Source organism: Pyrobaculum calidifontis JCM 11548 (assembly GCF_000015805.1).
Taxonomy (GTDB): domain Archaea; phylum Thermoproteota; class Thermoprotei; order Thermoproteales; family Thermoproteaceae; genus Pyrobaculum; species Pyrobaculum calidifontis.
The window spans coordinates 1,095,457-1,119,818 of record NC_009073.1 but is presented as its reverse complement, the minus strand read 5'-3'; the positions used below and the strand labels follow the sequence as shown (position 1 = coordinate 1,119,818).

At 60.1% G+C, this 24,362-nt stretch carries 32 protein-coding genes; 11 read left to right on the top strand and 21 right to left on the bottom strand.

Features of this window, described 5'->3' with window-relative positions:
• Positions 1–27: 27 nt before the first annotated feature.
• Positions 28–312 (top strand): hypothetical protein, encoded by a 285-nt coding sequence (locus PCAL_RS06395; RefSeq protein WP_011849890.1) that lies wholly within the window; start codon positions 28–30, stop codon positions 310–312.
• Positions 313–336: 24 nt separating this feature from the next.
• Here PCAL_RS06395 and PCAL_RS06390 read toward each other — a convergent pair whose 3' ends face one another.
• The 7 genes from PCAL_RS06390 to PCAL_RS06360 all read right to left on the bottom strand — a co-directional run bounded on the left by PCAL_RS06390 (position 337) and on the right by PCAL_RS06360 (position 5,674).
• Positions 337–1,578, bottom strand: a complete 1,242-nt coding sequence (locus PCAL_RS06390) for a TrpB-like pyridoxal phosphate-dependent enzyme (protein ID WP_011849889.1) — start codon at positions 1,576–1,578, stop codon at positions 337–339.
• Between the two features lie 120 nt (positions 1,579–1,698).
• Positions 1,699–2,112 carry a hypothetical protein gene (locus tag PCAL_RS06385; protein ID WP_193322561.1) on the bottom strand — a complete coding sequence of 138 codons (414 nt, stop codon included), beginning with the start codon at positions 2,110–2,112 and terminating at the stop codon, positions 1,699–1,701.
• A gap of 219 nt (positions 2,113–2,331) precedes the next feature.
• Complete coding sequence (locus PCAL_RS06380; RefSeq protein ID WP_193322560.1) at positions 2,332–3,219, bottom strand: hypothetical protein; 888 nt, start codon at positions 3,217–3,219, stop codon at positions 2,332–2,334.
• Positions 3,216–4,409 (bottom strand): hypothetical protein, encoded by a 1,194-nt coding sequence (locus tag PCAL_RS06375; RefSeq protein WP_011849886.1) that lies wholly within the window; start codon positions 4,407–4,409, stop codon positions 3,216–3,218. The genes PCAL_RS06380 and PCAL_RS06375 overlap by 4 nt, the downstream gene beginning before the upstream one ends.
• Entirely contained in the window at positions 4,406–5,056 is a 651-nt protein-coding gene (locus PCAL_RS06370) for a hypothetical protein (protein WP_193322559.1), read from the bottom strand. Before PCAL_RS06370 ends, PCAL_RS06375 begins: the two co-directional genes overlap by 4 nt.
• A gap of 55 nt (positions 5,057–5,111) precedes the next feature.
• Positions 5,112–5,333, bottom strand: a complete 222-nt coding sequence (locus PCAL_RS06365) for a hypothetical protein (RefSeq protein ID WP_011849884.1) — start codon at positions 5,331–5,333, stop codon at positions 5,112–5,114.
• Positions 5,324–5,674: a hypothetical protein gene (locus PCAL_RS06360; protein ID WP_193322558.1), complete on the bottom strand. Its 351-nt coding sequence runs from the start codon at positions 5,672–5,674 to the stop codon at positions 5,324–5,326. The genes PCAL_RS06365 and PCAL_RS06360 overlap by 10 nt, the downstream gene beginning before the upstream one ends.
• On the opposite strand from PCAL_RS06360, the gene PCAL_RS06355 reads away from it, so the two are divergent.
• Entirely contained in the window at positions 5,673–6,308 is a 636-nt protein-coding gene (locus tag PCAL_RS06355; protein ID WP_011849883.1) for a hypothetical protein, read from the top strand. The genes PCAL_RS06360 and PCAL_RS06355 overlap by 2 nt on opposite strands.
• Before the next feature lie 45 nt (positions 6,309–6,353).
• A complete protein-coding gene (locus PCAL_RS06350; RefSeq protein WP_193322557.1) occupies positions 6,354–7,004 on the top strand; it encodes a phosphoribosylanthranilate isomerase in 651 nt (216 codons plus the stop codon).
• On the opposite strand, the gene PCAL_RS06345 is transcribed toward PCAL_RS06350, so the two are convergent.
• The 3 genes from PCAL_RS06345 to PCAL_RS06335 all read right to left on the bottom strand — a co-directional run bounded on the left by PCAL_RS06345 (position 6,957) and on the right by PCAL_RS06335 (position 9,381).
• On the bottom strand, positions 6,957–7,367 hold the full coding sequence (locus tag PCAL_RS06345; RefSeq protein WP_011849881.1) for a metal-dependent transcriptional regulator: 411 nt from the start codon (positions 7,365–7,367) through the stop codon (positions 6,957–6,959). The genes PCAL_RS06350 and PCAL_RS06345 overlap by 48 nt on opposite strands.
• The gene (locus tag PCAL_RS06340) at positions 7,364–8,494 is read right to left on the bottom strand and encodes an Nramp family divalent metal transporter (protein ID WP_011849880.1); all 1,131 of its coding nucleotides are present in this window, start codon (positions 8,492–8,494) and stop codon (positions 7,364–7,366) included. Before PCAL_RS06340 ends, PCAL_RS06345 begins: the two co-directional genes overlap by 4 nt.
• 83 nt (positions 8,495–8,577) lie before the next feature.
• Positions 8,578–9,381 carry an undecaprenyl-diphosphate phosphatase gene (locus PCAL_RS06335; protein ID WP_011849879.1) on the bottom strand — a complete coding sequence of 268 codons (804 nt, stop codon included), beginning with the start codon at positions 9,379–9,381 and terminating at the stop codon, positions 8,578–8,580.
• 34 nt (positions 9,382–9,415) lie between these two features.
• On the opposite strand from PCAL_RS06335, the gene PCAL_RS06330 reads away from it, so the two are divergent.
• Positions 9,416–9,907, top strand: a complete 492-nt coding sequence (locus PCAL_RS06330; RefSeq protein ID WP_011849878.1) for a DUF6884 domain-containing protein — start codon at positions 9,416–9,418, stop codon at positions 9,905–9,907.
• A 179-nt stretch (positions 9,908–10,086) separates the two neighbouring features.
• Here the strand turns inward: PCAL_RS06330 and PCAL_RS06325 are convergent, their stop codons facing one another.
• Positions 10,087–10,509, bottom strand: a complete 423-nt coding sequence (locus PCAL_RS06325; RefSeq protein ID WP_011849877.1) for a hypothetical protein — start codon at positions 10,507–10,509, stop codon at positions 10,087–10,089.
• A 46-nt stretch (positions 10,510–10,555) separates the two neighbouring features.
• On the opposite strand from PCAL_RS06325, the gene PCAL_RS06320 reads away from it, so the two are divergent.
• Positions 10,556–11,290 (top strand): hypothetical protein, encoded by a 735-nt coding sequence (locus PCAL_RS06320; protein ID WP_011849876.1) that lies wholly within the window; start codon positions 10,556–10,558, stop codon positions 11,288–11,290.
• A gap of 13 nt (positions 11,291–11,303) precedes the next feature.
• Here the strand turns inward: PCAL_RS06320 and PCAL_RS06315 are convergent, their stop codons facing one another.
• A complete protein-coding gene (locus PCAL_RS06315; RefSeq protein ID WP_011849875.1) occupies positions 11,304–12,338 on the bottom strand; it encodes a zinc metalloprotease HtpX in 1,035 nt (344 codons plus the stop codon).
• Between the two features lie 136 nt (positions 12,339–12,474).
• On the opposite strand from PCAL_RS06315, the gene PCAL_RS06310 reads away from it, so the two are divergent.
• Both PCAL_RS06310 and PCAL_RS06305 read left to right on the top strand, forming a co-directional pair.
• On the top strand, positions 12,475–12,783 hold the full coding sequence (locus PCAL_RS06310; RefSeq protein WP_011849874.1) for a hypothetical protein: 309 nt from the start codon (positions 12,475–12,477) through the stop codon (positions 12,781–12,783).
• Positions 12,780–14,696, top strand: a complete 1,917-nt coding sequence (locus PCAL_RS06305; RefSeq protein WP_011849873.1) for a molybdopterin biosynthesis protein — start codon at positions 12,780–12,782, stop codon at positions 14,694–14,696. The genes PCAL_RS06310 and PCAL_RS06305 overlap by 4 nt, the downstream gene beginning before the upstream one ends.
• A gap of 85 nt (positions 14,697–14,781) precedes the next feature.
• On the opposite strand, the gene PCAL_RS06300 is transcribed toward PCAL_RS06305, so the two are convergent.
• On the bottom strand, positions 14,782–16,020 hold the full coding sequence (locus PCAL_RS06300) for a molybdopterin molybdotransferase MoeA (protein WP_193322556.1): 1,239 nt from the start codon (positions 16,018–16,020) through the stop codon (positions 14,782–14,784).
• Between the two features lie 46 nt (positions 16,021–16,066).
• Here PCAL_RS06300 and PCAL_RS06295 point away from each other — a divergent pair, with 46 nt between their 5' ends.
• Positions 16,067–17,077, top strand: coding sequence for a hypothetical protein (locus tag PCAL_RS06295; protein WP_011849871.1), 1,011 nt, complete (start codon positions 16,067–16,069; stop codon positions 17,075–17,077).
• Here PCAL_RS06295 and PCAL_RS06290 read toward each other — a convergent pair.
• Genes PCAL_RS06290 through PCAL_RS06270 form a run of 5 tightly spaced genes read right to left on the bottom strand, consistent with a single transcriptional unit; the run spans position 17,038 to position 19,562 of the window.
• Positions 17,038–17,766 carry a DUF973 family protein gene (locus PCAL_RS06290; RefSeq protein WP_011849870.1) on the bottom strand — a complete coding sequence of 243 codons (729 nt, stop codon included), beginning with the start codon at positions 17,764–17,766 and terminating at the stop codon, positions 17,038–17,040. The genes PCAL_RS06295 and PCAL_RS06290 overlap by 40 nt on opposite strands.
• Positions 17,767–17,793: 27 nt before the next feature.
• Positions 17,794–18,453 carry a class II glutamine amidotransferase gene (locus PCAL_RS06285; RefSeq protein WP_011849869.1) on the bottom strand — a complete coding sequence of 220 codons (660 nt, stop codon included), beginning with the start codon at positions 18,451–18,453 and terminating at the stop codon, positions 17,794–17,796.
• Positions 18,453–18,692, bottom strand: a complete 240-nt coding sequence (locus PCAL_RS06280; RefSeq protein WP_193322555.1) for an Lrp/AsnC family transcriptional regulator — start codon at positions 18,690–18,692, stop codon at positions 18,453–18,455. Before PCAL_RS06280 ends, PCAL_RS06285 begins: the two co-directional genes overlap by 1 nt.
• 29 nt (positions 18,693–18,721) lie before the next feature.
• Positions 18,722–19,021, bottom strand: a complete 300-nt coding sequence (locus PCAL_RS06275; protein ID WP_011849867.1) for a hypothetical protein — start codon at positions 19,019–19,021, stop codon at positions 18,722–18,724.
• A gap of 37 nt (positions 19,022–19,058) precedes the next feature.
• Positions 19,059–19,562, bottom strand: a complete 504-nt coding sequence (locus tag PCAL_RS06270; protein ID WP_011849866.1) for an Lrp/AsnC family transcriptional regulator — start codon at positions 19,560–19,562, stop codon at positions 19,059–19,061.
• Positions 19,563–19,643: 81 nt separating this feature from the next.
• On the opposite strand from PCAL_RS06270, the gene PCAL_RS06265 reads away from it, so the two are divergent.
• A complete protein-coding gene (locus tag PCAL_RS06265; protein WP_011849865.1) occupies positions 19,644–20,312 on the top strand; it encodes a 30S ribosomal protein S3ae in 669 nt (222 codons plus the stop codon).
• On the opposite strand, the gene PCAL_RS06260 is transcribed toward PCAL_RS06265, so the two are convergent.
• A complete protein-coding gene (locus PCAL_RS06260; protein ID WP_011849864.1) occupies positions 20,309–20,833 on the bottom strand; it encodes a KH domain-containing protein in 525 nt (174 codons plus the stop codon). The genes PCAL_RS06265 and PCAL_RS06260 overlap by 4 nt on opposite strands.
• A gap of 44 nt (positions 20,834–20,877) precedes the next feature.
• Between PCAL_RS06260 and PCAL_RS06255 the strand changes: the two genes are divergently transcribed.
• Positions 20,878–21,681 carry a serine protein kinase RIO gene (locus PCAL_RS06255; protein WP_011849863.1) on the top strand — a complete coding sequence of 268 codons (804 nt, stop codon included), beginning with the start codon at positions 20,878–20,880 and terminating at the stop codon, positions 21,679–21,681.
• Here the strand turns inward: PCAL_RS06255 and PCAL_RS06250 are convergent.
• On the bottom strand, positions 21,649–22,200 hold the full coding sequence (locus tag PCAL_RS06250) for an indolepyruvate oxidoreductase subunit beta (protein WP_193322554.1): 552 nt from the start codon (positions 22,198–22,200) through the stop codon (positions 21,649–21,651). The genes PCAL_RS06255 and PCAL_RS06250 overlap by 33 nt on opposite strands.
• Complete coding sequence (locus tag PCAL_RS06245) at positions 22,185–23,966, bottom strand: thiamine pyrophosphate-dependent enzyme (RefSeq protein ID WP_011849861.1); 1,782 nt, start codon at positions 23,964–23,966, stop codon at positions 22,185–22,187. Before PCAL_RS06245 ends, PCAL_RS06250 begins: the two co-directional genes overlap by 16 nt.
• A 77-nt stretch (positions 23,967–24,043) precedes the next feature.
• Between PCAL_RS06245 and PCAL_RS06240 the strand changes: the two genes are divergently transcribed.
• A complete protein-coding gene (locus PCAL_RS06240; protein WP_011849860.1) occupies positions 24,044–24,313 on the top strand; it encodes a DNA-directed RNA polymerase in 270 nt (89 codons plus the stop codon).
• Positions 24,314–24,362 lie beyond the last annotated feature (49 nt).

The window sequence follows — 24,362 nt, the reverse complement described above, 5'->3', positions numbered from 1 at the left end:
TCATAAACCCCCAAGCCCCACCCCTATGTGCAACTTGAGACCACACTAGTCAAGAGGGGCCCCGCCCAGTGGACGGCCATATACCAAGTAGCCGTCCTAGACTGCGGCGACGTGATAGACATGTACTGCTTGATAAAGCAGTACGGCCCCCAGGCGGCTAGAGGCGGGAGGGCGGAGCTCTCCCTAGAGCTCTGCGGCAAGAGGATACAAGCCGTCCTCCACTTCCAGTTCTTCGCCGGAGGCGTGAAGTACCGCCTAGAAGTGCCAGAAGTAGAGGCGGCCAAAGTAGAGACGCAGGTAAAACAACTATAGGCTCAGGGCCTAAGAGCCGTCGCTCTAGGGCTGTTTTATGTCTAGGAATTTTTCGTAGGCGTCTACGTCTAGGAGGCCGTGGCCGGAGACGTTTATGGCGATGACGGAGCCTGGGGGCAACTTCTTGGCTATGTCTATTGCGGCTTTTATGGCGTGGGCCGACTCGGGGGCTGGGATTACGCCCTCTGTTCGGGCGAATAGTAGGGCGGCTTGCATAACCTCCTCCTGGGGGTAGGCCACTGCCTCTATGTAGCCGAGGCGGCGTAGGAGGGATAGGCTCGGCGCCGCTCCGTGGTAGCGGAGCCCCGCGGCGTGGACGGGGGGCGGGACGTAGTCGTGGCCCAGGGTGTACATCTTGATCATGGGCAAGGTGCCCACCGCGTCGGGGAAGTCGTATCTGTACTCTCCCTTGGTCAACTTGGGGGCGGCGGCGGACTCTGCGGCTATGAAGCGGGTTTTCTCAAACCCCTCCCCCCTCAGCTTGGCCCCTATCATTGGGTAGGTAAAGCCGGCGAAGTTGGACCCCCCACCCACGCAGGCCACGGCGACGTCGGGCTCCTCGGGCAACTGCCTCACGGCCTCTAGCCCAATCACCGTCTGGTGCAAGAGGACGAACTCCATCACGCTGCCCGGCAGGTAGCGCCTCCTCTCCCCCGAGAGGACGTACTCCACAGCTTCCGATATGGCTATGCCAAGGGAGCCGGGGTGGTCCGGCCTGTAGTGCCTCCTCCCCGCCTCAGTGACGTCGCTTGGGCTGGGGTACACAGTGGCGCCGTAGGCCCTCATAAAGGCGAGCCTCTGCCGCTTGGAGTTGTAAGAAGACCTAGTCATAAACACCACCGCCCTGAGGCCAAAGAGGGCCGCGGCTAGCGAGACCGCCATGCCCCACTGCCCCGCCCCAGTCTCCGTGGCCACTTCCACCGCGCCGTCAGCCTTGGCGTAGTAGGCCTGGGCCACCGCCGTGTTGACCTTATGGCTACCCACCGGCAGAACGCCCTCGTACTTGTAGTAAATCCTCACCTCGACCCCAAGGGCCCTCTCCAGACCCTCGGCACGGAGGAGGGGAGTGGGCCTTCCCAGCCTGGCGTAGACCGCCCTAACTTCCTCCGGGATGGCGACCCACCTCTCTGCGGTGAACTCCTGGTCGATAAGCGCCGATGGGAGAATCCTCGTCAAGAGGGCAATCCTGCTCTCCCCCTCGTCCGGGTCCCTGGGAGGCGCCAAAGGCGCCGGCAAGTCAGCCGCTATGTTGTACCACCTATCCACCCCGAGGACATGTCCCCACAAAACACCGAATATAAAACTCTTTCTAGACAAGAGGGGCGCCTGTGATCATGACAGCGAACACTGTCAATGCCGCGAGAAGCTGTTCAAGCCCAGCGGCGGCTACGGGGGCTGGCCATGCCCATGGCGAAGCTTTCTAACAACCTCAACGGCTACTATCAACCACGCAACGGCCAATAGAAGGTTGAGGAACACGCCTGTATATCTGTTTAATAGGTAGATTTCGAAGAAAAGATGTATATCCACGGTGTATAACAGCGCGAAGACCCCCATGATGGCGGCGACACCATAGTAAATAGCCCCAGCAATCTTGCTCACACTCAAAAGAACACGGCCAAGGGCGAAAAGGGCAACAGCATATAAGACAAGTGGGATATGCACCGCCTGCAAAACCCTACGCACATCCTCCGGAATAATTGACCCAACGATTGGTAAGAATAGAGCAGACAAAAACGAGACTGCGGCAAAGACCGCAGCAACTCGCCGGAAAAACAGTGGAAATATGATGACAAGCAAACTGTCTATAATCCAACCGTAAAGTAAAATATAACTCAAAGGAGACCAAGGGCATAAAAAAGCTACCACATAAGCTAGTATAGTAGCACTATTTACTAGCGCATATGCCACCAGTATTTTATTCTTAATTTGGGAAGTTCGCATATCAGCATGTATAAAATTTAGTATTTATGAACTTCTCGTGAAGGTGACATATTTCTGCAGGGCTATGGTCTGCGTCTAAGTTTCTATTAGCATCAACAAGTCTTCTAAGGGCTTTGCAGGAGCGATCATGCCTACGCCTATGTCGCTTCTCATGCCCACAAACGCCGTGTAGATCTCCTCGCGGGGCGGAAGCGCCACGCCCCGCTTGTTGAGCAACTTTTCGTAGACGTCTAGCATTACGTCGAGGTCCTCCCTCGTCCCCACCCCCAGCGCCAGCGCCTCTAGGGCCACGACGTATCTCAGCCGGCCCGTGGCCCGGAGAAGGCCGATGTATGTGGGAAGTGGGGGGTGGCCCATGTCGAGGTGGAGGGCCAGGGCGTAGCCGAGGCATGTGGGCCTCCTCTCCGCCGCGGCTAAGTGGAGGGCGTAGAGGTAGGCGTGTCTAAAGCGGAGCTCTCTCCTAAAGCTGTCTGGGTCGCCCACCTCCACCTCCTCGCCCTGCGCCAGCTTGGCCAACAGGCTGAGCGTCCCGCGGAGATTGAAGGCTTGGGACTGGGCCACGGCGTCTAGGAGCAGGGCCTTCTCGGGGAGGGCGAGGGCTGGTGGCAGATAGGCGGCGTCCTCTGGGCCTCTGGCCTTGAGCACCTTGAGCAAGGCCTCGACAGTGGCGGCTACTTCCCCGGGGTCTAGGCCTAGGCGCTTGGCGTACTCCATCGACTTGTGGGGGTCGGGCTCCCGCCCGCCCCGCGTCTCGTAGCCAAGCCACCTCAGCCGCTCGGCGAGCCACGCCATCTGGGGCCCGATCCTCTTGACATACGCCAAATGGCGTCGCAAGAGGTCGCCTGGGTCCAGCCCCTTGACCTCGGCGTATAAGAGCAGGAAGAGCACCCGCGGGGATTGATACACCCAGCTACCCCTACCCCCCTTGTGCAGTGTGCCAAGCCTTTCCACAAGAGCCGTCATACAACGCCAAGCTCTGTGGATATCCTCTGCACTACGTCCTCCCCAAAGAGCGCCAGAAGCCTCTTCTGATAGCCGCCACCTCTCGCCAGCTCCTCTAACTCATGTACCACGAGGGGAGAGAGGTAATAACCGGCGACGCCCCTCCGAACTTTTCTGTTGCGCCTTAGTACTTTGACCGCCTCGTCAACACCCATGTCCACATCTGCCCCGAGGTACTCCTTGGCAAGAGACGTCGCCTTTTGAAAAATCGATTTGTCAAACTCCATGTAGACGCTCTGCCTTAGCCACGCCGCCGTCAACGCTATGAAGAGGGCCTTCTTAACCTTAGGCCCCTTGGCCAAGAGGTCTGCGAGAGCTCTAAGCACCTCAAGCCTCAACTTAACTACGTCGGCTGGGCTCTTACCAGAAGCGAGCTCTCGCAATATAGCGGCTACGACTCGCGGGTTTCTAAATTCGACGGGCTCAAACTCCCTCGGCGTCTGCCCAAGCTTCCTTCTCATAAACTCACGCATGTCCTCCGGCCTTACGTCGCCTGAGATGAAGTAGACTGGGGCAATACGCGACTTTATCTGTATGTCAAATGTCGCCCAAAGCGACACAGGTATTGCAAAGCCGGCGGCGCCGCTACGCCTATCCACCAAGTTGAAGAACTGCTCGCGGAGGTCTAGGAGGTCTCTAAAGCCGTAGGCCGTCGGCTGTTCCACTAGTCTCTCTAGCTCGTCTACCACAACCGTAAAACCCCTTGACCTCAAGTCGACGATTATTGAGTCCAGTTTACTAAGCCTTTCCCCTCTTACCTCGAGCTTTTCCCTACAGTTTAAACGCATCGCACCCCCCTCATCTAGTTTTATGACTTTTCTAAACCAGTCGCGGTACGTTTCACCGCACTCTTTTACGACGTCGTTCAACATTCCGCAAGTTGACACGTCCTCCAACTCCGTCTCGCCTGCTAGCACTTGATTAGCCCTTATCACCACTGCCCGCCTCCCCTGGAGGAGCTCCGCCAAAGCGGTCAAATTGGCCAGCAAGCTCTTTCCCTGCCCGTAGAAGCCCACTACGGCGCCCCCCGCCTTTAGAGCTGAATAGGCGTTTTTCAGCTGTGTGCCCAGCGCAGGATTTGCAGGCTCCCCAAACTGCTTAATCTCTGAGCATATCTCCTCAAGCGCCTCATACGCGGTTATCGCAATCACAGTAATTCAAGGTTATACGGCTTTAATAACTCAATTAGCTCTTCTTTCATCTCCTCCGCCCTCCTGCCTTCTTCATCGTCCGGAGGATATTTACTCAGGTAGTTGTCTAAAGCGGCTAGATATGCGGCAATATCGCTAAGGGCAACGAGATAGTTTTTACCACGAATTTCGCCGATTATGCTAAGTCTCCTTTCCTTAAGCCCCCTCTTTATCTCCTCCGCCCGCACTGCCTCGTCGCCGCTTAGTTCGTCATAAACGATTACGTTTATGCCGTGGAAACCACGCTGTGCTATACGGCTAATTACTACACTTGTGTACTTAGTTGCAAGTAAGTAGGAGACTCTTAGCCCCCTTCCCCTGAGCAGTCTAAGGAAACTGCGTATCTGTCCTTGCTCTAGTCTCTCCCTGACGTGGAAGCCTCTGAGCGCCGTTTCTATTGCCCTCATCAAACACCTCCTAGACGCGCACGTCGCCGCAATTTTGTGGCTAGCCCACGACAAAGTGAAAGACTGGCGTAGAACGTGCCGCAAGTCTCCCTCATACACGGCCACGCCTATGCCCACGGCGCCTCTGTAATATGAGAAGTCTACTGCAATCACCCTCAGCAATAACGGTGCACCACTACCTACGGCGACGCTGTAAGCCACAGCAAGGTTCAATGCACCCTTTATTTGCACTACGCCAAACGGGGCCTTTGCGGAACTATGCGGCCGAGCTTCTTACCTTTCCCTCAGGGTCATTTACGTGTCTCCAAAGCCCCTTGCCGAAGCTCACCACTTGTATCCCAAGCGCATCTATTGTGGCATCTGTTATCAACGGCTCTGTTATCCCCTCTTCGACGGCCACGTCGGCTACGACTTTGCCTAACGTCTCACCTTCGTCGCCCAGTAGTTCTATTTCAACGGCGTCTGGAACTACATACACGTATCGAACTTGAGAGACCTCAACCGCCTCATAAATCTCCGAGTGGGGCGCGGGAGGTAGAGGTCGAGCTCTCTAGCCCCTTCTACGCCTAACACTATCGTCGGCTTTCTGCGCCCCCATTTACTAATACGACAAGCGTAATGGAACTCCCCGTGCCTAACGACCTCGGACCGCCATTGTTTTTCTACCAACCTCCACTTGCCTATCCTAATCTGCCTATTCGTTACCTTGACCTTCCCCTCTGCTACAAGCTTTAACAGCTCCTTTGAGATTAGGGCCTCCCTCCTCTTTACGACCTCTCCCCTTTGCAGATTTATATTTTTTCGAAATCCATGCCCCATGGGCGAGGACGTGGGAAAGGCGGCGGAGGCGTTTGAGTACATAAAGAGGGGAGTTGTATACGGCTTTGTCGTTGCTGTAGTTGGGATTCTCGCCATCTTTGTTGGCCTTTCTATTGCCGCCTTGTCGCAAAGCGTCACGCCGTTTGCCGTCGCGCTGTCTCTTTTCGTCGTGCTCTTCATCGTGCCTGCGTACTTCGAGTTTAAGGGGTTTTTGGGCCTCAGCGAGTTCTACGACGAGAGGCTGTACCGCTATGCGGCTTGGCTGACGCTGGGCGGGGCTGTGGCGGCCGCAGTGGCGGCGCCCGCGCTGGCGTGGTGGGTCGTATCTCTGGCCGAGGCGGGGAGCAGGCCGCCGGATCTATCTCCGCTGAGGTGGCTCGCGTGGCCCGTGGGCGTCCTTGTCGGTGGGTTCTACATGCGGGTATTCCTCAAGCTAGCCGAAGACTCTGGCGTTGACTTATTCAAGGCGGTGGGGGTGGTGGCGCTGTTGTCTGGCCTACTCTCGCCGGTGGACCCCGGCCTGCTAGGCCTCGTAATGTTGATACTGTTGTACATGGCCGCCTCGCGGGGAGAGGAGGCGGTATACGAGTGGGCGTACTCCCGCCAGAAGCAACAAGGCGGGCCAACGGCTTAGTCCCGCCTCCTTTGGAGGTATTTAAATGGCGTCTTTTTGCGTTTTGTGGTTTTGGTGAAGATCTGCGGTGTTGCCAGGGTGGAGGATGCGGAGGCGTTGGACGGCTTGGTAGAGTACGTGGGGTTTATCGTGGAGCCTACTAGTCCGCGGTCGGTGCGGCGGGAGGCGCTTGGGGCGCTTAGGGGCGCCGTGTATAAGAGTACGCCTGTGCTCGTCACGGCGAGTCTGTCTCCCAGGGAGGCGGTGGACTTGGCGGCGGAGTTTGAGATCCCGGTGGTGCAGCACCACGGCGGCCTCACCGCGGCGGACGTCGACTACGCGGCTTCGCGGGGGGTGCGACTTGCCCCCGTGGCTGTGTACAGGCCGGGCGTCGACTTGGCCGAGGCGGTGGCCAGGCTTTTGGCCCTGCCCCACGAGTACGTCCTCGTGGACGGGGAGAAGGGGGCTGCGCCGCGCTACGAGGGTGGGCTCAAGGTACTCCTCTCCGAGCTTAGGCGGGTTGTGCACATGGGCAAAGTGGCAGTGGCAGGCGGGGTTACCCCCGAGAACGCCCACCTCGTGGCGGGGCTTAGGCCCTACATGGTGGACGTGGCCAGCGGCGTAGAGTCTGCGCCTGGGGTAAAGGAGTTGGGGAAGGTGGCGGCTCTCCTAAGGGCGCTGGGCAGGGGGGCAGGCGAATTCCCTAAGCGCCTTTAGCAGAGCCGCGGCCTTGGCCATCTTCTCCACCACTCTGCGGTCTATCACGTGTTCAAGCTTCTCCGCCTCGGCCTCGGCGAGGTCCTCCTCCACTCCTATGGCCTTGAAGAACTCTGCCAGCGCCCTGTGCACCTCGTCCAGCTCTCTTATGCGCCGAAGCCCCTCCTCGGTGAGGGCGATGCCCCCACGGCCTTGGTACTTGACGAGGCCCTGCCTCTCCAGTGCCAGCAACATCTTCCTGGCCGTGCTGGGCTTGACCCCCAGCGCCTTGGAGACGTTGGTGAGAGTGGCCTGGGGCCCCAGCTGGTGTATGGCCTCTAGGTAGTGCTCGGGCCTGTACCTGAGGTACTCGTGGCCCTTCACGGCCCAACCCGTACGCCAGCTAAAATAGTTAACGCGGTTAGAGCCGCGGCGTAGAGGGCAGTGGCGCCTACCACGGCCCTGACGGCTCCGCCGACTGCGCCCTTGGAGCAGGCCCAGAGCATGGCCAACACCGCTGGCAGCGCCGCGGCGAGGACGAACTGGGTGTATACAAGTACGGATAGGGGGGTCATGCCGAGTGCCGTGAGGGCGAGCACCGCCGGCGCCACGTTTACGGCCCTGGCCGCCAGCCTGGCCTTCCAAGCCGACACGGGCCTCCCCAGGAGGAGGCGGGCGGTGATTAGGCCGAACTCCACAGACACGGCGGAGGAGGAGAGCCCGGAGAGCAACATGGCTAGGGAGAAGAGGTAGGCGGATAGGGGGCCGTAGAGCGGCTCGAGCAACTTGGGCACGTCGGCCACGTCGGCCTCGGCGCCGTGTAGCATGTACGCGCTGGAGATTAGGATTGAGGCGTTTATGGCCGCGACCCCGAGCAGGTTGACCACGGTCTGCCGCAGGTGTTCCTCCCGCCTCTGGCCCACCGCCAAGTGGCTGTGGAGCACAACTGCGTGCGGCATGATGGTCGCGCCGACGATGGCGGCGGCCACCAGCGCCTCCTCGCCGCTGAGCGTTGGAGTCACCGAGTACCGCAGGACGGCGGCCCAGTCGGGCTTGACCAAGTAGAGCTCTACGAGGAAGCTCACGGCTATGGCCGCCACCATCGCGCCTATCACTTTCACGAAGAGGCTCCTCCTGTCGGCGAGCGCGGCGAGCAGAGCCACATCGGCAAAGCCCACCACGGCGGCGGCCTCGTAGGGCAGGCCGAATAGGAAGTGCAACCCCAGGACCACCCCCATGTACTCGGCCATGTCCGTGGCCAAGACCACGGCCACCCCCACCGGCGCCGCGACCCACCTCCTCCCCACTAGGTCGAAGATACCAGCCCCCTTCCTGACCCCCACCATGCCCGCGGCGTACTGCACCACCACGCTCAACGCGCCGCTGAGCCACACCACCCAGAGCAGGGAAAGGCCAAACCTCATCCCAGCCTCTATGTTGGCCCCAAAGTTCCCCGGATCTACATACGCCACGGAGACGACGGTGGCGGGCCCCAAGACGTTCCAACCCATTGAAGAAGAGCCGACTTCTAGATAAAAACTTTGCCCAGTCTAAAATCTCGGCGTCGCAAGGGTTTAATTGTTCATGCAGTTTTTTAGACTGGTCTAATTAACGCGGCTAAGCCGCCTGCCACGGCGATGAGCCCCACCACGGCGTTTACCAGCGCGGCTCTCCCGCTTTTTGCAAATCTGAGTAAGGCCTCTATCGTGGCTAGGCTAACCGCCACGCCCACCGCCATGGCCAGCGCCGCAGTGGCAGTGGCCACTGCGCCTCCCTCGGCGGCGTATGAGAGCACCGCTGCGCCTAACCCGGCTATGGGGACTAGGGCGAAGGAGGCCTTGAACGCCTCTTCCGGCTTGTAGCCGAGGAGGAGTAGCGTGGTAGTGGTTGCGCCAGATCTGCTCACCCCGGGGAGGACGGCGATTGCCTGGGCGAGGCCGACTAGGGCCATGTCTCTAAGAGTAATCTCCCGAAAGTCCTTCAGCCCGGCGGCCCTCTTCGCCCTTGATAGGAGAAAGGCGTTTAACATGACGGCAACCCCCAGCGCGGCCATGAGCCACCCGGCGGCCCCCGCGGGCATGGACTTTCTAACCGCCACGTACAGCGGGACTCCCACGGCCCCCGTCACAGCGGTGGTCATGACGAAGTAGGCCAGCCAGCGCCTTCCCTCTGGATGGCCCAGAAAGCCCCTAAGCGCTGTTGCGTAGATGTGCCGGAAGTATATCAACGCGGCTAGCACCGACGCGGCCTCTAGGAAGAGCCCCAGCGAGTATGCGACGCCGGGGTCTAGGCCGAGTAGCCACATGGAGGCGAACATCACCTGGGTCTTGCTACTGATGGGCAACCACTCGGCTACCCCCTGCACCACGCCTAGGACAAGCCCGGCGATCCAATCCATGCACGTATAAATCCCCCCATTAAAGACCTTTCGCATGATCTCCGTCGTGGCGAACTGCACGGCGAAGAAGCTGGGCAGGCCGGCCCCCGCCCGGGAGCTGTACCTCGGGCCCTCTGTGGCGCGGGTGGTCAAGGCCGTGGACGAGGCCAGGGCCTGGGGCGCCCCCGTGGCTCTGTACATAATCTCAGCCAAATACGGCCTGCTGGGAGAGTACGACGTGGTGGAGCCATACGACGAGACGCTGTCCGGGAGACCTAGAGAAGAGCTGAAGAGGTGGGCCGCGGAGCGCGGCGTGTTGGAGAAGCTTAGAAAGCTGGCAGAGGCGTCCACCCTAGTCCTCGTCCTCTCTAAGCCGTACTACACCGCAGTAGAGGAAGCAGCGTGTGAGACCGGCGCGTATGTGATAGCACCCTTTAAGCCAAACTGCGGCGTGTGGATCCGGTCGGGAAACTTCGACAAACACATAGCGCTGAGAAAGTTGCTAAAGGAGCTCAGCACCCCCAACCCCCGCTCACCCACTCGCTGAGGGGGCCACAAGTTTACATCATCGCTATAAGGCGGTCAGCAAAGGGTGAGACGCTCACTTATCTCGCCCACTGGCGGCTCATCAGCCCAAGACGTCGGTGCAGGACACCCTCTTCACACGTCAGCCCGGGTCTCCTCCCCACACATGAGACTTTCAACACCGTTTATATGCGTAGCCGCCTAAACTTCAGCCCAGGGCCTAGCGCCCTCGCACAGCTCTGCAAGGGCCTCTGCTTCCCTCTTCCCTATCCTCATGTAGCTGGGCGGGGGCCTTAGCCCTGCCTCGGCTGGCGGGACTGGCTTGGCGCACTGCCGCGGGTTCTTCACCTCGATGAGCATGGCGTATCGGGCCCCCTCGACGTATTTCAAGTCCTCCTCGCCTACGCCTGTGTCTCCCAGCTCTGCGAGGAGGGCGGCGAGGTTTTTCACCGGCGTTAGGAAGACAACTCCGGCCTCAAAGAGGCCTTGGACTGCGCCGACCGGCTTGGTTAAGTATAGGTAGACCACGTCGCCGGGCTCTATGAGTCTCCCAACGAGCCTCCTAAGCTCGTACCTCTTCTCCCCGTGGAGGATGGCCCAGCCGAACTTTGGCTTTATGGACATTAGGTAGTGCACACCTTTGCTTAAATAGCGGGTTTTATCTCTACCCGTGTACTGCTTCTGCGGGCGGCCGGCTAGGGAGTCCGGCTTCTGCGAGTACCACGACCCCCAGTGCGTGAGAGACCCCAAGTGCAGAGCCAAGCTGGTCTTCACACCCAGCTGCGAGAGGTGCCACCTGCCGGGGGGCGAGGCCTCGGGGATTGCGCCGAGGCTCAGGGAGACACACATCCACGGGCCCCTTGTGGTAGAGACCGTGGTGGGGGACGTGGAGCTGGAGGGGGCGAGGGGGGTGGACGTGTACATATACAGCGTGAGGGGGGTCGTGAACATGAAGGGGGCCAAGTTTCGCCATGTCTACGTGGACGGAGTGGTCGGCGGCGTGGAGATGGCCGGCGCCAGAGTGGAAAGCGCCGTGGTGGTCGACGTGCTGGGGGGCGTGAACTTGGACGGAGTGCGCGCTGGGGGCCACGTATACGTGGGCTGGGCCTCCTCCCTAAGCGCCAGGGGGGCCAGCGTGGCGGGGGAGCTCGTCGTAGAGAGGGCCAAGGGCGGCGTTGCCGCAGCGGGGGCCAGGGCCTATTCGCTCACAGTATACAGGGCGGGCGGAGTCGTCGATCTGTCAAACGCAGTTGTAGAAGGCGACATCTTCATCGTAGAGGTGGTGGGGGACAGGCTCGACCTCTCAGGCGCGGAGGTGGGGGGCAGAGTGTACATAATGGAGTCGAGGTTCGGGGGAGTGAGAGTAGACAAGGCGGACCTCTTTAAGAGGGTTGTAGTTCTGTAGGAAAAAGGTCTGTTTAGAGGGGTAGCTGGTCTAGGAATCTAAGCCGCTTAGGTATCGGCGGGTGCGTTGAGAACACCTCCTGTAGCGCTGAGTAGTTGGCCCTCTTTATCTGCTCCACCTCTGCCCTCGTAATGGTCACAAATGGGTTGGCCACCGCGTTGACCAGCGCGTATATGAATAGGGCGCGGAATTTGCTCTCCGACACCGCCTGCCTCGCCTCGGGGGCCATGAAGTAGAACTTGTGTATCTTCGCCAGGGCGAACTGCATGGCCTCTTTCCCAGCGGCCTTGGCCCCCGCGGTGTCTGCGTAGTACTCGCGGAGGCGGCTGAAGGCCAGCACCAAGAGCTGTATCAGGAAGGACGCCAAGACGGCGACTACGCCCACGGCGAGGAGCGCGGCGTTGCCACCTCTGCTGTTACCGCTGCCGAGACCCATGTGGACCGCCGTGACGCCGAGGTAGTAAACCACGGAGGGCAGTACGCCGAATAGGAGCATTATGGCGTTGTCTCTGTGGAGGTGGTGGCCAATCTCGTGGCCAATGACGGCCTCTAGCTCCCTCCTATCGACGAGGGAGAGCATGCCGCTGGTAACTGCCACATAGCGGCCAGTCAAGAAGTTGCCGTAGGCAAAGGCGTTGGGAGGCCCGTCTACCACCACGGCCTTTAGCTTAAATGGGGCGCCGAGCCTCGCCGCCACCTCGTCCACTATCTGCTGAAGCCTGGGGTCGGGCCTGGCGCCGTAGGAGGCATTTATGATATACGGCGAGGCGACGTAGGTGAGCAAGTTCATCAGCACCACGAACGCTATTAGGCCCACTAAGAAGGAGACGGTGGCCAAGGTCGGCGCCGCCACTAGTACGAAGAGGTAGATGACGAAGGCTGTTGTGAGAACGATCATTACGCCGGTGAGCGCCATGGCGCCGTACAAGGTGAGGCGCCCAGACACTGCGCCGGCCACCCTGGGCGCCACTGTGGCGGCTATTACGAACATGAACAGGTAGCCCAGCATGTATAAGCCGAGGGCCACTGGGTCAAACACCGGTATCATGTTCGGCGTTTATGAATCCGCTTAAAAGCTTTTCCCCACGTCAGCCGGTACGTGAAGTCGTCACAAGTCAGACACGGGAGCTTTCACCACGCCACTTCGCTCCCACAAATATTTAAACTTCCCCGCCCCATGCCACATGCAGTGTGTAGATGAACAGGCTGCAGAGAAGGCGGCCAGGCGGAAGGCCTTGGGCAGGCTGGGGTCCCTCCGCCGCTCAATAGCCCAGTTTAAGATCCGCGTGGGAGACGACTGGCTCTTCGGCTTTGTAAAAACGAAGTTTAAGGAGGGTGAATTCGCGGTCTTCGTGAAGCTGGCCTATGTGGACTGCAAGGGCGTCGCCCTTGAGAAGCTGCCACCGGAGATTTGGGAAAAGGTGAAGAGCTACGTCGAGGAGAGCGTGGCGGCGCTCCTCGAGAGGGAGCTGGGCGGCGTCGTGAGGGCGTGAAGCGGGTAATATTCCACGACTTAGTCACCCTGGAGCAGGCGGTTGAGGCTTTGACAAAGTTCGCGGCGCCGCTTGGGGAGGAGGAGGTCCCGCTTGAGGAGGCCTACGGCCGGGTGTTGGCCAAAGACGTGGTGTCGCCTGTGGACGTCCCGCCGTTTGACCGCTCCACAGTGGACGGATACGCGGTAGTGGCCGAGTCCACCTACGGCGCCTCAGAGCTTACGCCAGTGGAACTGAGGGTCGTGGGGAGAGTGGAGGCGGGAGGGTGGCCGCGGGGCGAGGTGGGGCCTGGCGAGGCTTATGAAGTGGCCACGGGAGCCCCCCTTCCCAGGGGCGCCAACGCGGTGGTCATGGTGGAGTACACCCAGGAGAGGGGCGGCGTGGTGAGAGTGTTCCGCCCCGTGGCGCCGGGGGAGAACGTGATGACGGCGGGCTCCGACATCTCTGCGGGCGAGGTGGTGCTGAGGCGGTGCACTAGGCTCACCGCTAGGGAGGTCGGCGTCCTCGCCGCCGTCGGCATGAGGAAGGTGGCCGTGGTGAAGAGGCCGGTTGTGGCCATCATCTCCACGGGGGACGAGCTCGTGTCGCCGGGGGAGCCCCTCGGCCCGGGGAAGCTGTACGACGTGAACAGCTACTCTCTCGCCGCCGCTGTGGCCGAGGCGGGGGGCGTCCCACTGCTCTTCGGCGTCGTGCGAGACGTGGCTGAGGAGTACAGGGGGGCCATAGAGGCCGCCCTCTCTAAGGCCGACGTGGTGTTAATCAGCGGAGGCACCTCGGCGGGCGTGGCGGACTTGACCTACAGAGTGTTGGGCGAGTTGGGGGACGTCCTCTTCCACGGCGTAATGGTCAAGCCGGGCAAGCCCACCCTCGCCGCGGTGGTGGGGGGCAAGGTCGTGGTGGGGCTGCCGGGGTACCCGTCCTCCGCGCTCATGATCTTCCACACGGTGGTCAGGCCCTTCCTGCTGAAGTTACAGTGCAGAGAGCCGGAGCCCCCCGCCGTGTACAAGGCGAGGCTTGCCGTGTCTGTGGAGGGGGCCAAGGGGAGGCGAGCCCTCTACTCGGCCGTGCTCATTGCGAGGGGTGGGGGATATGTGGCATATCCACTGTACGCCGAGTCGGGGGCCATCTCCGTCCTCGCCAGAGCAGACGGCTACTTCGTAGTCCCCGAGACCGTTGAGTTCATGACAGAGGGGGAGGAGGTGGAGGTGCACCTCTTCGAGCGGTATAGGCCGGCCGAGCTCTACTTCATAGGTAGCCACGACCCGCACTTAGACTTAGTCATGGCCAAGTGGAATGTGAAAGCCGTGTATGTGGGGTCCATGGGCGGCCTCATGGCGGTGAAGCGCGGAGAGGCCGACATCGCCGGAGTCCACATGCTAGACCCCGACACGGGGGCCTACAACGTCCCCTTTGTGGAAAAGCTGGGCATTAGGGGGGTCGCGGTGGTGGGTCTATACAAGAGAGAGCAGGGCCTAATTGTGCAAAGGGGCAACCCCAAGGGGGTCACCTCCGTGGAAGACCTCTTGAGGCCAGACGTAGTCATTGTCAATAGGCCGAGGGGGACGGGGACGAGGGCCCTCCTCGACCTCTACCTTAGGCAAGCGGCCGAGAGGCTCGGCCAGCCCTTCGAGGAACTGGTGAAGAGGATAAGGGGCTACACCCACGAGGTGAAGACGCACACGGCGGTGGCCGCCGCGGTGGCCCAGGGCAGGGCAGACGTGGGCCTCGGCGTAAGATACGCCGCCGAGATGTACAACCTCGACTTTATACCAGTGGGGTGGGAGGAGTATGACCTAGTGGCAAGGCTAGAAGTATTAGACAAGGCCCTCAAATTAGCCGAAGAGGCCTTGCGTGAGCTACCCCCCGGCTACTCCCGCTACGAGTACTCCGGACGCATTAAGCACAAGGCCTAACAATGGACACCACGAAGAACGGCGCTGAAGAGACGTACAGCCCCACAAGTCTCAACCGATGGGCAACCCAGACTACTCGGGAGATCTACTCTATGGGTCCCAACAGTACTACCTCCACCTCGTCGCCCTCGTCGTATCCCTCTCTGTTTTCGGGTATGATTAAGAGGCCGTTTCCCCTCGTCAATGTGGAGAGTATGCCGCTACCAGTCACGGCTAGGGGCTCTGCGTAGAGTCTTCCGCCCTGTCTATAGACGCGGACTCTGACGAAGCTCCTCACGTTGATGGGGGTGGTGACTCTCCTGGTCAAAACCGCCTTGACTACTGGGCGGGGCTCCTCCGCCGCCCCCGCCATTTTTAGGACGGCGGGTTTTACAAAGACCTCGAACCCGACGATGGAGGCCACGGGGAAGCCCGAGAGCATTGCGATAAGCTTTCCCTCCACTACCGCGGCGCTGTTGGGCCTCCCGGGCCTCGCCGCTATGCCGTGGACGAGGACGCTGGGCCTCAGCCTCGACACCGCGGAGACTACGTGGTCTGGCTCTCCCACGGAGACGCCGCCCGTGGTTATGACCATGTCGTGCTCCCTCAGCGCCTCTCTGACTCTCTCGTATATCACGTCTTCGTCGTCTGGGACTATGCCCATGTAGTGGGGCTCCACCCCCACCTCCCTCAACATGGCCTCTAGCACGTGGCGGGTGCTGTTTATGATCTTGCCGGGGGGCGGTGGGGCGTCGTCCAACTCCACGAGCTCGTTGCCTGTGGAAATAATGGCCGCGGTTATTTTGTAGACCGGCACCTCTTTTATGCCTAGGGAGGCCAACACGCCGATGTCCCACGGCTTTATGAGCCGGCCTCTGCGTATGACCACTTCGCCTGCCACCACGTCTTCTCCCCGCCGCGAGACGTAGTAGTACTGGGGGACCGGTCTGTACACCTCCACGTATCCCTCCCTGGCGGCGGCCTCTTCGTATGGCACAACGGCGTCTGCGCCTGGAGGGAGGGGGGCGCCCGTCGCCACTTCTACGGCCTCGCCGGGGCCCAATGCGCCTTGGTGGGGGCGCCCCGGAAGTGCCTTGCCCACCAGCTTCAACATAGCGGGGTTTGTCCTAGACGCGCTTAGGGTGTCGATGGACCTCACCGCGTAGCCGTCGAAGGCAGCTCTGTCAAAGGGGGGCACGTCCGCCGGTGCCACCACGTCTGCGGCGGCGTATTTGCCCACGGCGGTGGGGGTCGGCACGGCGGCGGCTCTGGGGACGTGGGTCAGGGCGGCCAGCACGGCCCTTTGGGCCTCTGGTATGGGGGTGAGCTGCTTGAAGCCGCGCACGCCCATACCCTCTTTTCCGCATTTAAATATTGGCCTTAGTATTGACGTGGATCCGCTCGTCTTAGAGGCGAGGTTTCAGAGGGCTGTGTACAAGGGCGACGTGGGCGTACTGGAGGGGGACTTCCGGCTTAGGTATGGGGAGAGGTGGGCCGAGCTGTGGGCCGCCGCGGAGGGGGCCGGCGAAGAGGACGTGAGGCGCGCCGACGAGCACTCGGACGAGCTCTGTAGATTAGTGGAGTCCCGCATTGACGACAGAGAGCTTGCGGCGTTGTACGCGGCGTATGGGAGAAGTCTGTCCCTGGAGGGGGAGGTCGAGGCTGGGCTTGAGCTCTTGGGGAGGGCCGGGGGGCTTGAGAGACTCTTGAGGTGGGGCCTCGTCATGCACTTCTCCGAGGACGTAGTGGCGGCGCCTCCCTATTTGGCCAAGCTCCTCATAAAGCTGGGGGGCGAGGCGTCTCGGCCACGGGTGAACTTGGACGAGGAGCTGGGCCCCTACCTTCGCGACGGGGGGCTAATGGCCTTTGTAGAGGGCTTGCTGGCGGAGGAGTTTGACGAGAGGTTGCACCGGGCCCTCTACGGGGAGGTGCCGCGCACCGTCAGACTGGGGAGGGCGGCCCTCTACAGGCCGGAGGTGGGGCTGGTGGTCAACCCAGTCCTCTCCGCAGGGGAGCTTTTGGAAGAGCTTCTCCGGGTGAAGCGGTCTAGGGCCGACGCCTTGGCCAAGGCGCTTTCTCTACACGGCGAGTACGAGTTCAGCCTTGACCACAGATGCGGCCTTCAGTACATCTCAGTAGACGGCACAGCCGAGAAGAGCGGAGTGGTGGCCATCTGCCCCTGGGCCTCCTACTCGAGGAAGCTTTGGCGGAGGACGCGCAACATGGTCCTAGTGCTTGAGGGAGAGCCGCCGCCTGGCGTAGAGCGGCCCTGGTTCGGCGTAATATACGTGAGGGGGGGAGAGGCGAAGGTTCTGAAGCCGCGCGAGCCAAGCCGCCTCTTTGAGTACGTGGTAGACGTGCTCTACAGCGTGGGCTTCTCCGTGGCCGAGGAGGGCGCTTGAGGCTGGGCAGACGCCACGGCCTTATTTATGGCTGACCCAAGGCCTATGTACATTAGTATGTGGCCCACCAGGGTGAGGAGGCCGCCTAGTCCCAAGAAGAGCAGGACGATGTCGACGATGTAGAGGATGCCCGCCGCTTGGAACAGCGACTCTTTGTACTTATCGCTCAGTTTAAACGCGCCGACGATGAACACCAGTATCCAGCCCACTAGGGCCAAAATTCCGCCGACGACCGCCACGCCCACCGCCGCGAGCAGAGGGGATAGCAGAAAGTCGGGCGGCAAGCCTCTCCACTGCCCGGGGTGTGAGATCGCCGTCCGCGCGAGTTCCACAGCCCACGGAACTATGGAGAGGAGCCCCGCCAGGGCCACTACGATGCCAGCGATTAATATGGTGACGCCCGTGCGGCATATGCCAAAGCCGCGGTCTACCTGGGCCAGTTTTCCATAGCCGCCTCTGATGTATATGAGGAAGGCAACGAGGCCCACGACGGCCAGGGCCACCACGGCCGCCACTATGACCCACAGCAACGCCATGAGGGCAGAGAGGGCGTCTATTCCCCTGCCTAATACGCCGATGGCCGCGCCTACTGTTGTAAAGACCAAGGCCACCGCCACTACCTCAAGCGCTATGAAGATTAGGAAGCCTGTGCGCAGTTTTTTCAAGCCCTCCAACTCCGGCGACTCCATAATGGAAAGTTTGGGGGTGTTAAAAAGTTAGAGTTGTAGAAATGTGCCCTTCTCTAGCTTTGTGGCGTCGGCGTCTACATGTCTGAGTAGAGTGGAAGACGCCACCGCCTTCCCCACTCCCAGCCTTAGCAAGTACAGCGGGTAGTACTCCCCCTTCCCCTTGTAGTAGGTGTAGGCGTAGGCCTTGGGGCCTGGGAGCTCTACCACGGCGATGTTAAGCGCCGTTTTTACGTAGGGCAGGGCCTTCTCCACGGCGGCCTGTGGATTGTCCCAGTGCTTGGCCAAGTATAGGGCCAAGATGTGGCTGTCGGTGTAGGGGGCTGGGTCTAGGCCTAGTTGTTGTGCTATGGCCTTTTTGTCCACTGACCCGTTGTGGGCGAGGAAGATGAGCCTCCCGTCGGGCGTATACGCCATGTAGGGGTGTGCATGTTGTACGCCTAGGGGCTCGCCGGGCGATGCAGCGCGGGCGTGGGCTAGTACCACCTCTCCCATGGGTATGGGGGTTGGGTCTTCCCATATGGGCGCCTCAGACCTATAGTACAGGTAGCCCCTGCCCAACACAGCCACGTATCCCCAGCCGTCGCCATGTTGTTTCCGCTCACCAGGGGCGTAGGGGTCGTACTTAGCCGCCAGCCTCAACGCGCGGGAGAGGTCTACCGGCCCTTTGGCTATGTAAAATCTACACACTACTTCGCGTGGGACTTGGCCACAATCAAGGTTGTGGTGGACCTAATGCCGTCTATTTTCCTCACCTTTTCTCTCACCACCGCCCTTATCTTCTCTATGTCGGGCGCCTCAATTTTTACCACTAGGTCGTATGGCCCGTAGACGAAGTACACCGCCTTGACCTCCGGTATTGCGGCGAGCTGTTCCATTACCCTATCCTCAGACCCTATGTCCACGTTTAAAAACACCACGGCCTCCATAACCATACTAATCTCCTTAGTTTTAAAATTTATCTACTTCTAGACTCTAGGTACCTCCTAATGACCACAGCTGTGGAGAGGTCTACTCTGTGCTTCTCGCTCAGCCCCGTGTCTGTGTCTGTGAACTCTACGACGAATTCGGCGCCCTCCCCCTCGCCTTTGTAAACCTTTATGAGAGTGTTGGGCTTGCACATGGCGGTGATAGTAGTGGGGGTCTTCTCCACTATTGAGCAGTCTACGTATTTGTACACCTTGGCCTCCGCCGGGGTTCTGCTGATGGGGCCTATCGGGGTTTCCTCGTAGTAGTACATCTTACGCCTTCTGCTCACGTGGATCTACAACCCCCCCTTTATATATTTGTCGCACTTAGGCAGGCTGTGAGGGCGGCATTACGCGCCTACGCCAGTCATCCACGATCTCTAGCACGATCAGCGTCTCGGTGCGCTGTATGTCGGGGTTGGAGGCCAGATACGCCACTAGGAACGTGGAGAGCTGTTTCACGTCCCTCGCCCAGACTTTGAATAAGAGGTCGTAGGGCCCCGTTATTATGTAGGCCTCTTCTACGAAGGGCATGCCTCCTTCGCCGTTGCACTCCTGTAAGACCTTCTCCGCCACTGCCTGTTGGAGAGGTTTTGACTCGGCGGAGGCGCCTCTTCTAACGCTGACGAGGACGAAGGCGAGTAGCTTGTAGCCGAGGGCGAAGGGGTTGACCACCGCCTTGTAGCCCAGTATTACGCCTTCCTCCTCCAGCTTCTTAATTCTCGCCGCCAGGGTGGTCTTAGGCCTACCCAGCTCCTCGCTTAGCTCCTGCAGAGTCTTCTTGCCGTCAGCCTGAAGGGCCATCAATATCTTTCTGTCTACCTCGTCCATTGGCAGTACTGCGAGGCGTAAAAAAATGTTTCACGCAGTGGGCGGGGGCAAAGTTTATATTTACCGTGATACTTGGCGGCGATGGCAGAGAAGCAGAAGGCTGTTGCCGCGCAGGAGAAGGTCGCCATCTCCAAGAGGGACCCCTGGGCGTTGAAGAAGTGGTTCAGCGTGTATGCCCCTCCCTACCTCGGCGGAGTTTTCCTCGCAGAGGTGCCCGCGGCTGAGGCCCAGAAGCTTGTGAAAAGGACTCTCGAGGTCACGCTCTACGACATTACTAAGGACATTTCCCACCTCCCCATTAAGCTGAGGTTTCAAATACATAGGGTGGATGGGCTAAACGCGTCGACGAGGTTTAAGGGCCTTGAGCTGACTAGGGACTACCTCAGGTCTCTCATTAGGCGGGGCACCAGCAAGATTATGGCTATAACGGATGTCAAGACTAAGGACGGGTGGGTCATGAGAGTCGCCGTCCTGGGCGTGACCACCCACAGGGTAGGCACGGCGCAGAAGTCGGCAATTCGGAAGCGGTTCATCGAGGTGGTAACTAAGAAGGCCGCAGAGGCGGACATTGGGCAGTTTTTAAAGGAGGTGCTTGAGGGGACTCTGGCCGCCGACTTGTTCATAGCTGGGAAGAAGATTGCCCCCATGAGGAAGGTGGAGGTGGCTAAAATCAAGGTGTTGAGATATCCGCCGGAGGAGGAGCGCGTCGCGGTGAAGGAGGTAGCGGCGGAGGCCGCCGCCTCGTCTTAGCCTCTTTTAGCCTCCTGGATATACTTATACACGGTGCTGTGTTTCTTCCCCTCTATTAACATCTCCACTGCTCTTTTCGCTATCTCTACGTCGCCTAGCTTGCCGAGGATCGCCACGTAGTGGTCTCCCACCACCATTGACACCTCGGCCAATTGCTCAATGGTGTGTTTAGCCCTCCCCTCTTCGCCTATTATGCGGCCTTTTATCCTCCTGAGGTGGTTAGGCTTGTCTGTGTACTCCTTTAAGTCCACCACAGCTAAGACGTACTCGTCGTCTTCTAGCATGAGCGCCTGTTGTGGAGTAAATCCGAGCGCCACGGCCCTTGCCATCTCCCTCAGCTTCAACACAGCGTCTACCCCCGTGCCTTGGCCAGGCGTTATTTTGATGACCATCTCCCTCTCGTCGAACTCCGCCCTGGCGCCGTATTTGCCGTCCACAAGTTTGACGAACTCCCGCGCGGCCCTCGCCCTCTTAGCCTCTATCGGCTCTACAATGGCCCCGCGCAGATATTCAGACGCCACGGCGTCTTCTGTGAAAGGTTTTAAATCGCTTCTCCCCCCTAGACGTGGGGCGTTTTAGGACTGAGAAAGATCACGACTACTTCAAAGTGGTAGACGATGCGATAAACGCCTACACCTGGGCCGCCGTGGTGAAGCTACAGGAGAGGGGGGTCGTGGGTGACGTGCTGGGGCCGGTGGGCCAGGGCAAGGAGGCGAAGCTCGTCTTAGCCAAGGACAGAGAGGGGAGGTACATAGCGCTTAAGATATTCTACCCAGTCCCCGTCAGGTTTGTGAAAAGTAGGCACGGCTACATCTTGGGCGACCCGCGGTTTAGGGGGGTGAAGATCAGCGACCAGCTCCACTTAGTCGAATTGTGGTGTCGAAAGGAGTTCGGCAACCTCGCTAGGGCGTATGAGGCGGGGGTCCGCGTGCCGAGGCCGAGGGGGTTTCTGCGAAATGTCCTCGTCATGGACTTCATAGGCGAGGGCAACACGCCGGCCCCCCTGCTCCACGAGGTTGGGCTAGAGGGGTTGGACGACCCCGAGGCCGTGTTTTTAGAGGTGGTTAAGAACCTCGAGAAGACGTACATCGCCGCGGGGCTTGTACACGGCGACTTAAGCCCCTTCAATATCCTCTACGACGGGGAGGCCCCTTGGATAATTGACTGGGGCTCAGCGGTCAGGAGGGGCCACCCGAGGGAGCTTGAGCTACTGCGCCGCGACGTGGAGAGAGTGTTGGAGTTTTTTGGAAATCCAGTGGACCCGTCTCACCTCTTCAAGCGGCTGGTGGAGCGGGGGAGCGCCAAAGGGAAAATCGAAGTGGACGAAGAGGGGTGGCTACTGGTCGGGGGAAAGAGGATTTTGGAGTAGGGCGGCGCCTCTTTGAAAGGCCTTTTTATTGGCCTCGTCTAGGCTGGGCGGGGCTGGGAGGCTTAGCAACGCCGATACGAAGCCCAGCATTACCGAGTTTTCATAGACTGGGGAGCCCAGCTTCAGCGCCTCTTCGTAGCAGGGGACTACGTAGTGGCGCACGCCGGACTTCTTCAACGCGTCTAACACTTGGCCTATGTCGTACCACGCGCCTGGCGGCTGGATTATCCTCCTATTTACCACCAGCACCCCGCCCTGTCTGAGGTACCTAAGGCCCCGCAAGGCCTCCAACGCCTCGAGGGCAACCACGACGTCGGCCTCGCCCTCGTCTACTACGGGGGCGTAGACCTCATTCCCAAATCGCACGTGGACTTCCACAGCCCCACCACGCTGGCTTAAGCCGTGGACCTCTGCCACTCTTACGTCGTAGCCAGCGGAGAGGGCGGCCTCTCCCAGCCACCTGGCCAGCGTCAACACGCCCTGTCCTCCCACGCCTACGATGACTATGCCTGTCTCCATACCTCCAGCCACTTCGCCCTGTCTCCCTCTCCCTTTATTGCCCCCACGGGGCACACCTCGGCGCAGACTCCGCATCCGACGCAGAGAGCGGGGTCTATATACGCCTTTCCGCCAGACGCCTTGGAAATGGCGCTACACTTCAACACGTTGTAGCAAATTCCACAAGAGACGCACTTGTCCACGTCGACGAAGTACCTCGGGAGCCTTACGCCGCTACGGCGCGCCTTCCTCACCGCCATGAGAGTGCAGGGCCTCCTTGAGACGACGACCGCAGGCCTGCCGCTCTTCACCACCTCCACCGCCTTTTTCACAGTCTCAATAGACGACTTGACATACACGGGGTCTACTACGAAGGTGGGTATGCCAAAGGCCTCGGTTATCTTCTCCACTGGCAGAAATCTGCTTGGGCTCGGCTGGCCGCCCGTCATGGCCGTGTAGGCGTTGTCCATGACCACGATCAACATGGGGACAGATTTGGCGGCTACGTCCACAAGCTGGGGGAGGACGGCGTGGTAGAAGGTGGAGTCGCCCACTGTGGCTACTACAAACCGCTTTGCCGCTACGGCGACGCCGTGGCCAAGGCCCACAGAGGAGCCCATGTGCGTTATTATGTCCTGCTGGCCCGTGTTTAAGCCCAGCGAGTAGCAGCCTATGTCACCAGACCAGACTGGGTTTAGCCCAGCCGTGGCTACCTTAAGCGCGTAGAAGGTGGCCATGTGGGGGCAGCCTGGGCATAGAGACGGCGGCCTTGGGGGAGGCGCCATGGGCGACTTGTAGACCGCGGGCGGGGAGTAGGGGAGGCCAAGCGCCTTGGCTATGCCAGCGGCCACCTTCCCCGTGGTCAATTCGCCGTACCGCGGAAAATAGCCGTCCAGCTTTCCCCTGGTGGATACGCCGAGTGCCCTGAGCTGAGTCTCCACCACTGGGTCCCCCTCCTCTACCACTATGGCCTCTCCCTTCACCACCTCGGAGATCTTCCGGGGGAGCGGCACAGACATCCCCAGCTTCACCACAGTGGCGCAGGTGCCCAGCCTCTTCAACGCCTCTTTTACATATGTATAAGCTACCCCCGCTGTCACCACCACGGCCTTGTCGCAGCCGTCTTCCACAGTCATGTACTGCTCGGCCCACTCCCGCATTTTCTCCCACTTCTCCACCAGCTCCCTCCTCCTCTCCCGCGCATGGGCTGGCACAAGCGTGAAGCGCTTCACATCTCTGACGAAGTTGCCCCACTTGGGAGGCGCAGGGGGCTCCACCTCCACGGGCGCTCTCACGTGGCTCACCCTCGTCACGCTCCTAAGCAAGACGGGTTGCTTGACCCTCTCGCTGAGCTCTAGCCCCGCCTTGGCGTAGGCGTAGGCCTCGGCCGGGCTAGAGGGCTCGAGGACGGGCACGTATGCCTGCACGCCGTACCACCTGGTGTCTTGCTCATTCTGAGAAGAGTACATCCACGGGTCGTCTGCCGACACCACTAGGAGGCCCCCCTCCACGCCTGTGTAAGCCGCGCTGTGGAGGGGGTCTGCGGCCACGTTCAGCCCCACGTGCTTCATAGCCACCAGGGCCCTTGCCCCAGCTAGGGCGGCTCCGTAGGCTATTTCAAACGCCGTCTTCTCATTGGCCGCCCAGTGTGTATAGCGGTCCTTAAACTCCTCTATTGTCTCTAACACCTCTGTAGAGGGCGTGCCTGGATATGCCGTGGCTACGGCTAGGCCTCCGCTGAGCGCCCCGTAGGCAATTGCCTCGTTCCCCAACAGTAGGAGTTTCACAAATATAGATGTATATATCTTATAAAGCTTTCTATACCGCGCAAAAGGCTTAAATACGGTAGACTTGTTGAAGTAGAATGCGGTTTTGTCCCAAGGACGGCACGTTGATGGTGCCAGTGAAGAAGGATGGGACCACTGTGCTTAAGTGCCCCAAGTGCGGCTACGAGGTAAAGCTGACTGAGAAGGCGAAGGAGGGGTACCGCCAGAGGTCTGAAGTCTCTGAGGAGAAGAAGCGGGGGGTAATGGTTGCCGAGGAGAGAAGACAGGAGTACGACCAGGAGGAGATGGAGGAGATGAGGAGGCTCCTCTTGGAAAATTTGCAGGAGAGCGAGAGGGAGAGCGACTAGCTCAGCCTGGTTTAGGACCTGTCACCTATCCTCAGCCGTGCCTCATCAC